This is a genomic window from Agrobacterium leguminum, assembly GCF_015704895.1.
In the GTDB taxonomy this organism is placed as follows: Bacteria; Pseudomonadota; Alphaproteobacteria; order Rhizobiales; family Rhizobiaceae; genus Agrobacterium; species Agrobacterium leguminum.
Window position 1 is genome coordinate 444,094 of sequence record NZ_JADQWB010000001.1, and the last position, 15,094, is coordinate 459,187.

15 protein-coding genes are annotated in these 15,094 nt (G+C 60.2%); 4 read left to right on the forward strand and 11 right to left on the reverse strand.

From position 1 onward, the window contains the following. Positions 1-231: 231 nt before the first annotated feature. Positions 232-1,191 carry a nucleoside hydrolase gene (locus I3J13_RS02250; protein ID WP_059758720.1) on the reverse strand — a complete coding sequence of 320 codons (960 nt, stop codon included), beginning with the start codon at positions 1,189-1,191 and terminating at the stop codon, positions 232-234. A gap of 184 nt (positions 1,192-1,375) precedes the next feature. On the opposite strand from I3J13_RS02250, the gene I3J13_RS02255 reads away from it, so the two are divergent. After that, positions 1,376-2,179, forward strand: coding sequence for a TSUP family transporter (locus I3J13_RS02255; protein ID WP_031233909.1), 804 nt, complete (start codon positions 1,376-1,378; stop codon positions 2,177-2,179). 49 nt (positions 2,180-2,228) lie between these two features. Here the strand turns inward: I3J13_RS02255 and I3J13_RS02260 are convergent, their stop codons facing one another. From I3J13_RS02260 to hemN, 8 genes are all read right to left on the reverse strand, one after another. Continuing rightward, positions 2,229-2,924, reverse strand: a complete 696-nt coding sequence (locus tag I3J13_RS02260; protein WP_020810296.1) for a nitrogen regulation protein NR(II) — start codon at positions 2,922-2,924, stop codon at positions 2,229-2,231. A 279-nt stretch (positions 2,925-3,203) separates the two neighbouring features. Beyond that, positions 3,204-4,133 carry a lipid A biosynthesis lauroyl acyltransferase gene (locus I3J13_RS02265; protein WP_416172051.1) on the reverse strand — a complete coding sequence of 310 codons (930 nt, stop codon included), beginning with the start codon at positions 4,131-4,133 and terminating at the stop codon, positions 3,204-3,206. A 5-nt stretch (positions 4,134-4,138) separates the two neighbouring features. Beyond that, positions 4,139-5,167 (reverse strand): zinc-binding dehydrogenase, encoded by a 1,029-nt coding sequence (locus tag I3J13_RS02270; RefSeq protein WP_059758710.1) that lies wholly within the window; start codon positions 5,165-5,167, stop codon positions 4,139-4,141. A 157-nt stretch (positions 5,168-5,324) separates the two neighbouring features. After that, positions 5,325-6,608: a beta-ketoacyl-ACP synthase gene (locus tag I3J13_RS02275; protein ID WP_003524844.1), complete on the reverse strand. Its 1,284-nt coding sequence runs from the start codon at positions 6,606-6,608 to the stop codon at positions 5,325-5,327. Between the two features lie 11 nt (positions 6,609-6,619). After that, a complete protein-coding gene (locus I3J13_RS02280; protein ID WP_196377885.1) occupies positions 6,620-7,816 on the reverse strand; it encodes a beta-ketoacyl-ACP synthase in 1,197 nt (398 codons plus the stop codon). A gap of 208 nt (positions 7,817-8,024) precedes the next feature. Continuing rightward, positions 8,025-8,504 (reverse strand): 3-hydroxyacyl-ACP dehydratase FabZ family protein, encoded by a 480-nt coding sequence (locus I3J13_RS02285; protein WP_020810293.1) that lies wholly within the window; start codon positions 8,502-8,504, stop codon positions 8,025-8,027. A gap of 88 nt (positions 8,505-8,592) precedes the next feature. Then, positions 8,593-8,877: an acyl carrier protein gene (locus I3J13_RS02290; protein ID WP_003495848.1), complete on the reverse strand. Its 285-nt coding sequence runs from the start codon at positions 8,875-8,877 to the stop codon at positions 8,593-8,595. 114 nt (positions 8,878-8,991) lie between these two features. Next, entirely contained in the window at positions 8,992-10,341 is a 1,350-nt protein-coding gene (gene hemN, locus I3J13_RS02295; RefSeq protein WP_196377886.1) for an oxygen-independent coproporphyrinogen III oxidase, read from the reverse strand. A gap of 213 nt (positions 10,342-10,554) precedes the next feature. Between hemN and fnrN the strand changes: the two genes are divergently transcribed. Then, positions 10,555-11,280 carry a transcriptional regulator FnrN gene (gene fnrN, locus I3J13_RS02300; protein ID WP_003524835.1) on the forward strand — a complete coding sequence of 242 codons (726 nt, stop codon included), beginning with the start codon at positions 10,555-10,557 and terminating at the stop codon, positions 11,278-11,280. A 293-nt stretch (positions 11,281-11,573) separates the two neighbouring features. On the opposite strand, the gene I3J13_RS02305 is transcribed toward fnrN, so the two are convergent. Together I3J13_RS02305 and I3J13_RS02310 are read right to left on the reverse strand one after the other, a co-directional pair. Continuing rightward, positions 11,574-11,882: a hypothetical protein gene (locus I3J13_RS02305; protein WP_196377888.1), complete on the reverse strand. Its 309-nt coding sequence runs from the start codon at positions 11,880-11,882 to the stop codon at positions 11,574-11,576. Between the two features lie 33 nt (positions 11,883-11,915). After that, the gene (locus I3J13_RS02310; RefSeq protein ID WP_236000795.1) at positions 11,916-12,455 is read right to left on the reverse strand and encodes a hypothetical protein; all 540 of its coding nucleotides are present in this window, start codon (positions 12,453-12,455) and stop codon (positions 11,916-11,918) included. A 25-nt stretch (positions 12,456-12,480) separates the two neighbouring features. Here I3J13_RS02310 and I3J13_RS02315 point away from each other — a divergent pair, with 25 nt between their 5' ends. Next, a complete protein-coding gene (locus I3J13_RS02315) occupies positions 12,481-14,340 on the forward strand; it encodes a PHA/PHB synthase family protein (protein WP_196377889.1) in 1,860 nt (619 codons plus the stop codon). A gap of 34 nt (positions 14,341-14,374) precedes the next feature. Then, positions 14,375-15,094 (forward strand): DNA/RNA nuclease SfsA, encoded by a 720-nt coding sequence (gene sfsA / locus I3J13_RS02320; RefSeq protein ID WP_196377890.1) that lies wholly within the window; start codon positions 14,375-14,377, stop codon positions 15,092-15,094.

The window sequence follows — 15,094 nt, forward strand, 5'->3', positions numbered from 1 at the left end:
CCGACACGAACCGACCCGGCAGGCGTTATTCATTGTAGCGCAAAGCACGGGAAAACCTACAAGGCTTTTCTCGGCCCACGCCGCATAGCGGTGATCCGCTCGTCCTTCCGGCACGGCCTTCTCAGCCCCGCCGGCAAGGCGGATCGCGCACTATGATCAGGGAACTTGCATAACGCCAGATTCTTGGAAAATGCAAGGCAAGCCATGCTCAAGAACGGCCATTCCTGCCCTTCAGCCGCGCTCACCCTTCACAATTGCCGCGCGGATGACCGAAAGCACGCGCTCCGGCTCGATATCCGTGCAGATGAGCTGGCTCGGATGCCCGTCCCAGTCGCCCGGCGGAAAGGCGCGGCCATCCGGCTTCTGGATCGTCTGGCCGTCGGCAAGACCGCCGCAGACGACACGCACCGGGCCGCTGCGGGTGGTAAACAGTTCCGGCGCGACGAGATAGACGCAGGCGCAGCTGTCATGCACCACCATGCCGTCACCGGTGCGGGTCTTGTAGAAATCGATATAGAACTGCGACAGGTCGGAAAGCAGCTGCACTGGCTTGCCGCCGGCCTCTGCCATCTCCGCCATGAAGGCGCTGGTCATCACGGTTTTTGTCGTCACGTCCAGACCGACGACGACAACGCGCCACGGCGCGGTGAAGACGAGATCGGCCGCTTCCGGATCGCCGTGAATATTGGCTTCGGCCGCCGGGGAGACATTGCCGTTCATGTCGAAGGCGCCGCCCATGACGATCACTTCCTTCACCAGCGCGGCGAAATCCGGTTCCTCACGTAGTGCCAGCGCCAGATTGGTCATGCGGCCGACTGCGATCAGCGTCACCTCGCCGGGATTGGCCTTCACCGTCTCGATGATGAAGCGATGCGCCGGGCGCGGATCGAGCGGCAGATCGATGGTTTCAGGGATATCGATATCGCCGAGGCCGTTTTCGCCGTGGATGAAGGTCGGCCAATGGCCTTCCTTGCGGGCGGGATCGAAAGTCACGCCGGCGCCTCTCGCGACCGGTGCGGTCATCTGCCATTCCCGCTTGAGGAAGAGCGCGTTGCGGGTGGTGATATCGATGGGGGCGTTGCCGAAAACCGTGGTGACGCCGATCAGATCGATATCGGGGTGACGGTGCAGGAACAGAAGCGCCATGGCGTCGTCCACACCGGGGTCCGTATCGAATATCACTTTATGCATAATGCCCTCATCCATATGTCTTCAAGCGCCATCCGCTTCCGCCGGCGACGCGCCACGGAAACATAACGATAAGCGGCAACACCGCAATCCCCCCGCAGGCTGCATATCATGCAGAAAAATATTGCGTGGCGGTCTTTTCAGTGAAAGAAGAAGCCCTCTCCCGCCGCCTGCCCGGACATCTTCAGTGCAAGACATCGCCCTCAACGTATTTATCGTTCTCTTCTGCGTCGCCATCTTTGCCGGCTTTATCGATTCCATTGCCGGCGGCGGCGGTCTCATCACCATTCCGGCGATGCTGATCATGGGCATTGCACCGCTCGATACGCTCGGCACCAACAAGCTGCAATCGCAGTTCGGCTCTGCCTCCGCCACCATCGCCTATGCCCGGCGCGGCCATGTCAATCTGAGGGAACAATTGCCCATGGCCGTCATGGCCATGCTTGGCGGCGGGCTCGGCGCGGTCACCGCCGCCTTCGTGCCGTCCGACCTGCTGCGCACCATCATGCCGTTCCTGCTGATCGCGATTGCGATCTATTTCGCCTTCAAGCCGCAGCTCAGCGATATCGACAGCCATCGCCGCATCACGCCCTTCGTGTTCGGTTTCACCGTCGCGCCGCTGGTGGGCTTCTACGACGGCGTTTTCGGCCCCGGCGCGGGATCCTTCTACATGCTCGCCTTCGTGGCGCTTGCCGGTTTCGGCATGTTGAAGGCAACCGCCCACACCAAGCTTCTGAACCTCGGCTCGAACTTCGGCGGTTTCGTTGTGTTTGCGATAGGTGGTGCGGTTTTGTGGAAGCTCGGCCTCGCCATGGGCGTCGGCCAGTTCATCGGCGCACAGATCGGCTCCCGCTTCGCCATGAAGAACGGCGCGAAGATCATCCGCCCGCTGCTGGTGCTTTCCTGCCTGGCCATGGCGACGAAGCTCCTTGCGGATGCATCATCCGCATGGTCCATCGCCGCGATATGGGAAACCGTGTTCCCGAAATAGCCGGAAACGGCAAAGCCGGGAGAGTGTCGTCAGAGACCGGCGCCTGCCGTTACGCCGTGGCGCGACGTCTGCGATCGGCAATTTCCCGGATCACCACCATAGCGCCCACGAGCTTATAGGCGGAGGAATAGCAGGGGGACATTTCCAGCGACTTCACGATCGTCCGGCCGTTCTGATCTTCCGCATAGGTATATTTCGACGTATCGCCCTTGAAGCAATTGTCGAGTTTTTCCCGAAGGTCGTTCTGGAAGCGGTGGACGCCGACGAGTTCGGCAATGTGGCAGCCGACGAGCCCTTCCGGCGCATTGCGCTGGAAAGCATCAAGCGCATTGGCAAAGGACACGCGGTAGCCGGGAGAAACGATGACCACCGGCTCGTCCAGATCGTTGAGCATGTCCTCATCGAGGATCAGATGGCGGTGATGCCATTCCAGGGTGTCCTCGTCCTCGTCACCGATGACCTTGGCCTTGGGCGGCATGCCGACATAACGGTCGACCAGGGTTCTCAGAAGCTCGGAATTGCGCTGCACGCAGCCGAGATCCTCCGCCTCGTGGTTCAGGAGGTCGATGGCGAAACGGAACTGTTCGCGAATATCCTCGGAGTTTTCTGTCTGACGCCCGACGACCCGCTCGAGAAGCTGCTCCAGTTCACGCTCCAGCACTGCGATCTTGTCGGCTTCGTTTTTACCAACGGCAGATTGCAGTTCCGTATAACGCAGCCAGAACAACTCAATCAAATCTTTCAACCCAACTCTCCCTGAACGGGCATAACCCGGTTCCCAATGCGAACGGATTAACCCTTTGCCCCCTGATTATAGCGTCTTTGCGCTTAAAAATGACGTAACGAAACGCAGGAACGCCGCGAGGATTGTTGTCCAAAATATCACAGCAGCCGCCAATTTTTCAATTTCGATAATCCATGAACGAAAAATGAGGTTCCGCTAATATGGAAAAACACCGAAACGCGCGGTTTCCCGGCCGAATTTCGTGAAAGTCGCGGAAAATCCGGCCGCACGGCAGTCACCTCAAATCCGGTGCTTCACGTCCCAGCGGTCGTGATACCACAGCCATTGTCCGGGGTATTCGCGCACCCAGCTTTCCACCTTGTCGTTCAGAAGCTGCGCCGTCGCCTGAATGTCGACATTGCCCTTCTCGTCGCGCGGAATTTCAACCTTGGGCTCTATTTCCAGCCTGTAGCGATTGTCGGGAAGACGCACGCAACGGGCCGGATAGACATCGCAGTTGAACTGCCGCACCAGCTTGGCAAGCAGCGGATTGGTGCGGACTTCAAGGCCGAAGAACTTCGTTGTCAGACCCTTGCCGAACTTCTGGTCGACGAGCACGCCGACGCCACCGCCCTTTTCCAGCTGCCGCGCAAGCGCGAAAGAGGAACCGGCGTGCGACGGCACGAGATTGCCCATGCGCTCCTTGCGGAAATTGAACACCTTGTCCGCCACGAATGGATTGTTCGGCGGACGGAACAGCACCGTTACATCGAGACCGAAAGCCGAGCCGGCCACCGGCAGCAATTCGAAATTGCCGCTATGGGCGGTAAAGACGATGAAGGGCCGCGGATTGTCGCGCAGCTCGAGGAAGGTCGGAATGCCCTCGACCTCGATGCGGCCCGGTTCGTTCTTTTCCGGATCGAAATCGAACAGCCGGTCGAGAAACACATATTCCGCCGCAAGCCGGCCCATATTGGCCCAGCTATCCATGGCGATCTCAAGCCGCTCCTCCTCGGATTTCTCCGGAAAGGCGCGCGCCAGATTATGGAGCATCAGCTTGTGGCGGCCGGTTTTCGGCCCCACCCAGCGCGCCAGCCGGTCGGCGGCGCGAATGCCCGCATCGGCGGGAAAAAGCTTCAGCAGGTTGAGAAGGCCGAAGGCGAATGTCGCAATCAGCCACTGCCGGAAGTGGTCCAGTTTCAGGACAATCCGTGTCAGGAACAGCTTCAAGATGCTCAGTCCATCCGCAGAACGATCTTGCCGAACACTTGGCGCGTCTCCATGCGCTCCAGCGCCCGGTCGATATCGTCGAAGGTCACTTCGGTGTCGATGACGGGATGAACGATGCCGCGCGCCATCTTCTGCATGGCGTTGGCCATGTTTTCCATGCGGCAACCGAAGGAGCCGAGCAGCTTAAGCTGCTGCTGGAACAGCATCATCAGGTTGATATCGGTGGAAACGCCCGACGTGGAGCCGCAGGTGACGAGACGGCCGCCGCGCTTCAGCGAGAACATCGAACCCGCCCAGGTGTCCTTGCCGACATGTTCGAACACGACGTCGACGCCCTTCTTTTTCGTCAGCTTGCGCACGACGCCTTCGAAACGGTCGGTCCGGTAGTTGATGACGTGGTCGGCGCCCAGCGCCTTCGCCCGTTCGATCTTGTCGTCCGAACCGACAGTGGTGATGACGGTGCAGCCCATCTTCTTGGCAAGCTGGATCGCCGCCGTGCCGATGCCGGAACCGCCGGCATGAATGAGGATGGTTTCGCCGGACTCCAGCTTGGCATTGTCGAACAGCATGTGCTCGACGGTGCCGAAGGTCACCGGTGCGAGAGCCGCAGCAACGGCATCGACGCCATGCGGCGCAGGCACAAGCTGGCGGGCGGGAATATTGATCTTTTCCTGAGCGAAACCGTCAAGGTGGAAACCGTGCACGCCCTGAACATGTTCGCACAGATTGTCACGGCCTTCGCGACACGGCTTGCACAGCCCGCAGGTGCGCGCACCGTAGATTGACACGAGCTGGCCGGGCAGCACATTCGAAACGCCCGGACCGATGGCTTCGACCACACCCGAAGCCTCGGCACCGATGGTGAGCGGCATCTTGCGCTTGGCGAAAGCCATGCCGCGCCAGCCCCATACGTCGATGTGGTTGAGCGCTACGGCCTTGACACGCAGCGTCACCTCGCCCGGCGCCGGTGCATCCGGTTCGGGCAGGTCCACTTTTTCGAGCTTCCGGTCGTCCACGAGTTGAAGAGCGCGCATGTATCAGTCCTTCGCCCAGGGGCGTTTATCTGGGGGCGTTATCTAAAAGCTATTCCCGCAAAACTCTGTAACCGTTTTGCGGCCGGAATGCGTAATCAAAGAAGCGAGAGCGTTTCCGCAATTGCCGCGGAAACGCTCCTGTTGATGGCGAAACCGGTTAAGCCGGTTCCCGCGTCATGACAAGGCTTGCATTCTGCCCGCCGAACCCGAAGGAGTTGGACAGAACCGCGCTTACCTGAGCATCCCGCTTCACATTCGGCACCACGTCGAGCGTGATGGTCGGATCGGGATTGTTGTAGTTGATCGTCGGCGGCAGCGTGCCGGTCAGCATGGTCTGCAGCGAGAACACCGCTTCCACGGCGCCTGCAGCGGTCAGGGTATGGCCGATCATCGACTTGTTGGACGACAGCGGAATATCCTTCAGGCCCTCGCCGAAGACGGCGAGCATGGAGCCATATTCCATCTTGTCGTTCTCAGGCGTCGAAGTGCCGTGGGCGTTGATGTAACCGATATCGCTTTCGGCCACGCCCGCATCGGCCAGTGCCGCACGGATCGTCGCAATCGCCGGGCCGCCATCGGGCGAAGACCGCGTGCGGTGGAAGCTATCAGCCTTCTCGCCCGCACCCTTGATGATGCCGAGCACCTTCGCACCGCGTGCGACCGCGGCTTCCAGCGATTCCAGCACCAGTGTGGCCGCACCTTCGGCGATCACGAAACCGTCGCGGTCCTTGCTGAACGGCTTGGAGGCCTTTTCCGGCGGGTCGTTCTGGGTCGAAAGTGCAGAGAGAAGCGAGAAGCGAATGAGCGCCTCGGCACTGACCGAACCGTCGGTCGCAACCGTCAGCGCCCGCTCGGTGCGGCCCTGGCGGATCGCCTCGACGCCGAGCTGGATCGCGGTCGCGCCGGATGCACAGGCCGTAGACAGCGTGACGGGCAGGCCACGGGTGCCGAAACGGTCGGAAAGACGCTCGGAAATCGCGCCGAACAGGGCGGCTTCCTGGAATGCCGGGTCGGGACGCTGGCGGAAGGCCGTCAGGAACCGTTCATAGGCGTCACCCGGCTGGGCGGCCGGCGGAGACCGGTCGGCAAGCTCGAAACGGGCGCTCCATTCCGGCTCGATAGGCGGCGCCGCGAGAAACAGCGGGCCGTCGAAATCGCCGGAGATACCGGCCTGCGCCAGAGCCTCGATGGTGGTTTCGCGCGCGAAAGCATAGGAACGCTCCACGGAATTCGGAACCGGGATATCGATGAAATCCACCGTGCCGCTGATGCGGGTCGAAAGCCCCTCGGTCGGGAAACGGGTGATCTTGTGGATGCCCGATTTGCCCGACGTCAGCGCCGCCCAGTTATCGGCAAGCCCCTGCCCGAGCGAGGTGATGATGCCCATGCCGGTGACGGCGACGATGGGACGACCGAGATGATCCCTGAAATTGGAAGTCATGGTCTTTCTCCTCAAACGTCGCGGGACAGAACGGCGACACCTTCGCCGCGCACATGGCCGACGGTGGTGACGACGGCTTCGCTGGCCGCCTCGCCCATGGGCTTTTCCTCAGCCGCATCGAAGGTAGGCACCTTCGCGCCGCTTTCAAGCGTCAGGGCAGCCAGAGCCAGCCCGAGCGGGAACTGTGCTTCCAGCCCATGACCGGTGATACCGCCAAAACCGCGAATGACGGCATTTGGCAGGGCCTTTTCGAGAATGTCCTTCTCGCGGGCCGTCACGCCGTCATAACCGCTCGCGCCGGAAAACACGACGGTCGCCGCGCTGTCCTTGGCGGGAGCAAGCAGCCGCTCCATGCGCTTTTCCATCTTGCCTTCGTCACGGCTGCCGCGGTCGCCCTCGATGGCGTCGATGCGGGCATAAATGCGCGCGCCGCGCTCGCTGGCGTGCTTGCGCGATTCCAGCACGAGGAATGCGCCGAGCGAACCGGAAACCATGCCGCCGCCTTCCTGGCCTTCGCGCGACCACAGCGGCTGCCAGCCGCCCTGCGCATGCGCGCCGATGGCTTCAAACAGCAGGATCATGTCGGGACGTTCCGCCGAGAAAGCGCCGCCCACCAGCGCATGGCTCGATTCGCCGGAGCGGATGCGGTGAAATGCGGTTTCGACGGCGGAAATGCCGGCCGCTTCCTCGCCCATGAAGGTGCGGGAAGAGCCGGTGACCTTGTGCACGATGGAAATATTGCCGGCCATCAGGTTGGAAAGCTGGGCGAGAAACAGCGTCGGGCGCAGTTCCGTCGTCAGCTTCTCATTGAGCAGCTTTTCGCGATCATTGCGCTTCAGCGCCTCGTCGACGATCAGCGTATCGACATTGATGTCGCGCTCGCCGCCGCCGGCGGCAACGATCATGTCCATGGTGGCGCAGGCTTCGGCATCTTCCTTCAGCCCGGCATCGTCGAGTGCGAGACCGGCGGCGAAAACGCCGAGGCGCTGCCAGTTTTCCATCTGGCGCTGGTCACCGCGCTTGGCGATCTGCGCGGACCAGTCGATCTCCGGCATGGGATGGACCGGATAGGGCTTGAACTTTTCGGTCTCGACCACCGGCTCCGGCACGGCGGTTCCCGAAAGAAGCGCCACATGCGCCTGGCTGCCGACGCCGTGACAGGTCACGATGCCGACCCCTGTTATCACCACATCATTGTCAGATTTCATCGTCTGTCATCCTTTGCAGCCGGCCCCGTCGAACGGTCACGGCTATCCAACAGCGGTCGCGAACAACCACTTCATGCGTTGCGGAATAAAGCGCGCGATGCGGATTGGCAATGGTGAAGGCCTGATCCGCCGTCGCGAGCCCACGATTTTCGTGCTCAAAAACCGGGCCGGCGGGAAAAACGCTCTCCTTCGAAACGAACGGAAACGCTTATTTCTGCGCATCCGCGGCAATCGCCGCCATCAGGCCGACTTCCTCGGCCCGCTTCTTGACGATAGGCCCAAGCGGAATTTCGCTGAAGGGCATGGTCCTGAGCTTAAGCTGCGCGTCGCAGACCTTCTTGCCATCCGAGGTGATCTTCGCCTTGGTAACGGCAAAGCCGGAACCGTCATGCTCCAGCACCGCCTCGATGTCGAGAACGGCGCCCGGCTCCACGAAGGTACGCATCTTGGCGCCGTCGACCGACATCAGGAACGGCATGGACGCAAAATCGGAAAATGCCAGAACCAGCATGCCGGAAGCCTGCGCCATGGTCTCGATCAGAAGCACGCCCGGAACGAGCGGCATGCCGGGAAAGTGGCCTTCGAAAACCGGGCTTTTGTCGGGAACGACAGACTGCGCCTTCAACGTGCGCGTCGTCATGTCCACGGCCTCGACCTTGTCGATCATCTGAAAATATTCAAGCAACATCCGTCCGGCCCGTCTCTGGTCGGTTAGTCATGGTTTGCCCGCAGGCGGCATCAAAAGAAAATGCCCGCTGCAAGCGGGCATTGTCACATCAGCCCTTGGCTGCGCGCAATTCGTCGATCTTGGCGCAAAGGTTCTTCAGCACGAAATATTCTTCGGTGGAAACCTTGCCTTCGTTGACTTCCTGCGTCCACTGCTCGAGCGGAATCTTGATGCCGAATTCCTTGTCGATCGCGAAAACGATATCAAGAAAGTCGAGGCTGTCGATGCCCAGATCGTCGATCGTGTGGCTCTCCGGCGTAATGGTTTCGCGGTCGATTTCGCTGGTTTCGGCGATAATGTCGGCAACCTTGTCGAATGTAGCTGTCACGCCCATAATCCTTATTGTCGTTCGTATGAATTATCCTGTCTGACGCACCACATAGGCAAGTCGCACAAAAAAGCCAATGGTTTCGTGACGTAACTTTGAAATTTGCCCCAAAACTGTTGCCTAAACAGCAACCGAATGACGGCCGCGTCCATTGCCGAGATAAGCGTCGAAGATTGCCGCGATGTTACGCACGAAGGGCTTTCCAGCCTCCGTCACCGCAAAAATATCGGCGTCCATCCGCACCACACCGTGCCTGTCGCTTGCGGCAAAATGCTGCGCCTGCGCTCTCACGGAATGGCTCACCTTGCCGAAACGGTGCTGCAACTGCGAAAGATCGATAGCGAAATCGCACATCAGCCTTTCGATGACATGCGAGCGCAGATGATCGTCCTGCGACAATTCTATGCCCTTGACGGCGGCAAGACCGCCCTCGCCCACCATCCGCTGATATTCCCCCGTCGCCACCATGTTCTGCACATAACCCTGCGGCAGCCTGCCGATGGACGATGCGCCAAGCCCGATCAACGCATCGGCCGTGTCGGTCGTATAGCCCTGAAAATTCCGCCGCAGGGCGCCCGCTTCGGCGGCCTGACATAATGTATCGGTCGGCTTGGCGAAATGATCGATGCCGATGGCCTCGTAACCCGCCTGTTTCAGCATCTCCGCCGCCATCGTCATCTGGCGGTAGCGCTCGGCAATATCCGGCAGGGCCTGCTCCGGGATCAGCGACTGGTGTTTTTTCATCCACGGAACATGCGCATAACCAAAAAGCGCGATGCGATCGGGGTCGAGCGACACGATCTGGTTCACCGTCTTTTCCAATGTCCCGCAGGTCTGGAACGGCAACCCATAAAGAATGTCGCAATTGACCGAATGAACGCCCCTTGCCCGCACCGCATCCACCACGGATTTCGTCTGTTCGAAGGACTGGATGCGGTTGATGGTTTTTTGCACTTTGTCATCGAAGTCCTGAACCCCGAGGCTCGCCCGCGACATGCCGATGGCGGCAAGCGCATCGTAGCGGCTGTCATCCAGATCGTTGGGGTCCATCTCGACGCTGATCTCGGGTGCGAGGCCGAAGGTGAAATGACGCCGCAGACAGTCCATCAGGCTCTGCATGTCCTCCGGCTTCAACATGGTGGGCGAGCCGCCGCCGAAATGCACGGCACTCACCACCGCATCCGGCGAAACAAGCGCGCCGACGGCCTCGATCTCCTGCTTAAGTGCTTCAAGATAAACGGCAATCGGCTCGTATTTCAGGGTGTGCTTGGTGTGGCAGGCGCAGAACCAGCAAAGCCGGTCGCAATAGGGAATATGCAGGTAAAGCGACAGGCGATTCCTGTGACCGAGCGCGCCGAGCCAGCGGCGATAGGTGCCATTATCGATTCCCTCGTGGAAATGCGGCGCGGTCGGATAGCTCGTGTAACGCGGCACTGCACCCGAATATTTGTGAAGAAGTTCGGTATTCATCGCCCGATTTGCCTTTTATCAAGAAAATGTCGATTTCCTCTCTTTCAGTAACGGCTGCGACAGTTTGCAACTTTGACTTCAATCAAATTGCACCGTAAGTTCTTGCTAAAGTAGACGCAGGGGCGACGGCTACGTGGCGAAAGCCTTGCATGAGACCGGATTTGACACCCACGGTCGCAATCGTCCTGAAAAAGCCAGCATTGGAAAAGGCTTATGGACACGCTGCAGAAGACCATCCACAATTCGGAAGAACCCGTCGTTTGTCGCTCCTGCGAGGCGCGCCATGGCGGGCTTTGCAGCAGCCTGACGCCGCAGCAGCTTTGCGAGCTGAACCGCCATTCCAGCCGTAAGAAACTGGAAGCGGGCAATGAGCTTCTTGGCCAGGGCGAACTCGTCACCTCCTACGGCAATATTTTGAACGGCGTAGTGAAGCTGTCGAAAATGATGTCGGACGGCCGCCAGCAGATCGTCGGCCTGCAATTCGCACCGGACTTTCTCGGCCGCCCCTTCATGGCGGAAAGCAAGATGACGGCGGAAGCCGCAACCGATGTGGAGATTTGTCTCTTCCCGCGCCGCGTCGTCGACCGGATGGTTTCCGAAGTGCCCGATATGGAACGCAAGCTCCACAACCAGTCCCTGAAGGAACTGGACGAGGCGCGCGACTGGATGCTGACGCTGGGGCGCAAATCGGCGCAGGAAAAGGTTGCCAGCTTCCTTTATATGATCGCCACCCATATCGACCCGGAAAACGACGACAAATCCTGTTTCGACCTGCCGCTTTCACGCGCCGATATCGCCGATTTCCTCGGGCTGACCATCGAAACGGTTAGCCGGCAAATGACCAAGCTGCGCAAGGAAGGCATTATCCGCATCGAGAACAATCGCCATATCACCGTGCCCGATCTCGACGTGCTGAGCGACGCCGCCGGCAACGACTGACGGAATTTGCCTCTCACTGCCCCTGAAGTGCAGGTGTCCCGAAATTGATGTGCGGCGCCCGCGCCTGAGCGGGTGCGAGCGCAAAACCGGCAAGAACCAGCAAAGCGGCGATGCATTTCATGATATTTCACCCCGTGCCCCGCTTTTTCAGCGGCCTGTTTGTTATGGCCGCATCATAAGTGGCAAACCGCATCCATCCGCTTAACATCTTGGGTAAGCGGAAGGTTCAGAGGCAGGGTAAAGAAGGGGTTATGATTGCCACTCCTCCCGCAAGAGAGAGCCGTCGAAGCAAATCAGGCTTTCGCTGCAAGCAGCAACAGGACGAGGGAGAGAGGGCTGGACATGCCGGCCAGTACAAAAGCGAATACGCAGGCGACCCCATAACTTAGCCACCCCAAACGATATCGCGTGGCCGCACCCCACAAGCAAACTAAAATATTCAGAACAAAGATCGATATACCGAGGAAGATCGACGGCCCTACGTCGAGTAAGCGCAGGACAAGAGGCAGAACGCCCAACAAAACTACAAAAACTAAAAGCACTTTTGGATTGCGCATTTCGATCAAAACCGGTTTCGCAAAATATAGCGCCAAAGCTGCCATACGCGATGGCCATAGCATGTATTGATTTGGGATTTACTGCGAGGCGGCAGGCGTCGCAACCGGCTTCTGGTTTTCGGCAAGCGCCCGCAGCTCCGCCACGCGGCGCTTGTATTCGGCTTCCGAAATCTGGCCGTTGCGCCGTGCCGCACCGAGGCGCGACAGGCTCGATTCCATGGTGGAGGCCTCATCTTCGCCCATCTGGGTGCCAGCGGCCGTCAGCGGCTGCGAGAAGGTAGGATAGGTGCCGGTGTCGCGCTTCTGGCTAACCGCAGTGTCGCTGACCGGGCGCGGGCCGACGATTTCGGCTGTCGGGCGGCGCATATGGGCGGGCGCGACGATCGGCTCCGGAGCCTTGCAGGCGGCAAGTGTGGCGGCGAGCATTGCGCCGGAGAGCGAAAGCACAGCGATTCTTGCCGCATTTTCCGCATATGTTCCCCATGTGCCCATGTGCTTGCCCATCGTCATGTTCCGCCTGTAAGGATATCTGTCGATATCGAATTCGACCACGGTTCGGCCCTTTGCGGCCTCCCCTTGCTGGTGGAACTTGTATTCGTTTTCATGCAGAATGTGCAAACACAAATTTGGTGGAGGATGGTGCATGGCAGGTGTTGACGGCGGGGGCACGAAAAAGGGTGGCAAAACGCCCGGCTTCGACGCCAGCTCCGCCGAGGCCTACCTGATCCGCGACCCGGAAACCTTCGCGATCAATATCGCCCGTGCGCTCGAAAATCTCGGCAAGGCCGCATCCGAGTGGCTGGCGCCGCGCGAACGCGGTGAGATTCCCCAGACCAGCGCCGATCCGGTAACCGATCTCGTCAAGACGCTCTCCGATGTCGCCGAATACTGGATGGCCGAACCGAAGCGCTCGCTCGAGGCACAGACCCACCTGCTTTCCAGCTATTACGATCTCTGGGCGAAATCGGTGGCGCAGTTTTCCGGCGATGCCGATTCGGCCCCGGAAAAACCCGCCGAAAGCGGCCCTGCGGAACGCAGGAGCAGGCGTTTTGCCGATGCCGACTGGCAGGCCAATCCGTTCTTCGATTTTCTCCTGAAGGCCTACCAGACCACCGTCGGTTTCGCCGACCGGATGGTGACGGAGGCAGACGGGCTGGACGAACATACCCGCACCAAGGCGCTGTTTTACATGCGCCAGATGACGGAGGCCCTTTCGCCGGCCAATTTCGTCTTCACCAATCCGCAGGTCTTCCGCGAGACGGTCGCCTCCAGCGGCGCCAATCTCGTCAAGGGCATGGCGCAACTGGCCGAGGATGTCGCGGCCGGCAACGGCCACCTGAAACTGCGCCAGACCGATTACAGCAAATTCGTCATCGGCCAGAATATCGCCGTCACGCCGGGCAAGGTGGTGGCGAAAAGCCCGCTCTGCGAAATCATCCACTATGCGCCGACGACGCAGAAAGCGTTCAAACGGCCTTTGCTGATCGTGCCGCCATGGATCAACAAATTCTACATTCTCGATCTCAACCCGCAGAAATCCTTCGTCGGCTGGTGCCTCGAGCAGGGCCACAGCGTCTTCATGGTTTCCTGGATCAACCCGGATGCCCGCCTCGCCGACAAGGGCTGGGATGATTACGTCCGCGAAGGCATCGATTTTGCGCTGGACACCATCGAGGAGCGAACCGGCGAAAAAGAAATCAACGCCATCGGTTATTGCGTCGGCGGCACGCTTTTATCCTCCGCGCTGGCGCTGCATGCGCAGCAAGGCGATGAGCGCATCCGCAGCGCCACGCTATTGGCCGCCCAGACCGATTTCATCCATGCCGGCGATCTCAAGGTCTTCATAGACGAAGGCCAGCTTGCGGCGCTGGACAAGCACATGCAGGCGGTCGGTTATCTCGACGGCTCGATCATGGCCACCGTCTTCAACATGCTGCGCGCCTCCGATCTCATCTGGCCCTATGTGGTCGACAATTACCTGCGCGGCGCCGAGCCCCTGCCCTTCGACCTGCTCTACTGGAACTCCGATTCGACGCGGGTGACGGCCGCCAGCCACTCTTTTTATCTGCGCAATTGTTACCTCGAGAACAATCTCGCCCGCGGGCTGATGCGGGTCGCCGGCAACCGGATCAATCTCGGCGACATCAAAATCCCCGTCTATGATCTCGCCACCCGCGACGACCATATCGCCCCGGCGAAATCGGTCTTCACCGGTGCTGCGCTGTTCGGCGGGCCGGTGGAATTCGTGCTCGGCGCATCCGGCCACATAGCCGGCGTCATCAATCCGCCGCAGCTCGAAAAATACCAATATTGGACAGGCACGTCACCGGCCGGCGACTTCGATGCCTGGCAGGCCGTCGCCACCCCGCATAAGGGCTCCTGGTGGGTGCACTGGCAGAACTGGATCGAAAGCCAGGATGGCGAGAAGGTGAAGGCGCGAAAACCGGAGGACGGCAAGCGGCCCGTGCTCGGCGATGCGCCGGGAACCTACGTCCTTTCCTGACCAGTTCCATCACCTAACATCTTTCAGGCGCCACATGCTCTTCACACCCACGCTTACTCCCGCCACGCTGATTTCCCGCTACAAGCGCTTCCTGTTCGACGCCATTCTGGAAGACGGCACCGCGATCACCGGCTCCTGCCCCAATACCGGCTCCATGCGCGGGCTCACGGCTCCGGGCTCCCGCATATGGCTGTCGGAACATGACAGCCCCACCCGCAAGTACCGGCACATGCTGGAAATGGTCGAGGCCGATGGCACCACGGTCGGCATCAATACCGGCATGCCGAACCGGCTGGCGGAAGAAGCGATCCTGAACGGCCGCATCCCTGAACTTTCCGGCTATTCGACGATCCGGCGCGAACAGAAATACGGCCGCAATTCCCGCATCGATTTCCTGCTGTCGCAACCCGGCCGGCCGGACGCCTATGTGGAAGTGAAGAACGTGCATTTCATGCGCGAACAAGGCCTCGCCGAATTTCCCGATACCGCCACCAAACGCGGTGCGAAACATCTGGAGGAACTGGGTGACGCTGCGCAAGCAGGTTACCGTTCGGTGATGCTCTATCTCATCCAGCGCGACGATTGCGACCGGATGCGCATCTGCGACGATCTCGATCCCGTCTATGCGCTGGCGTTTCAGCGGGCGATGGCGCGCGGCGTGGAGGCCTATGCGGTGAAATGCACGGTCTCCCCGGCACAAATTTCGGTCAGCGGAACGGTTAAGATGGACGAATGGCGTCCGGCTGTTTTATGA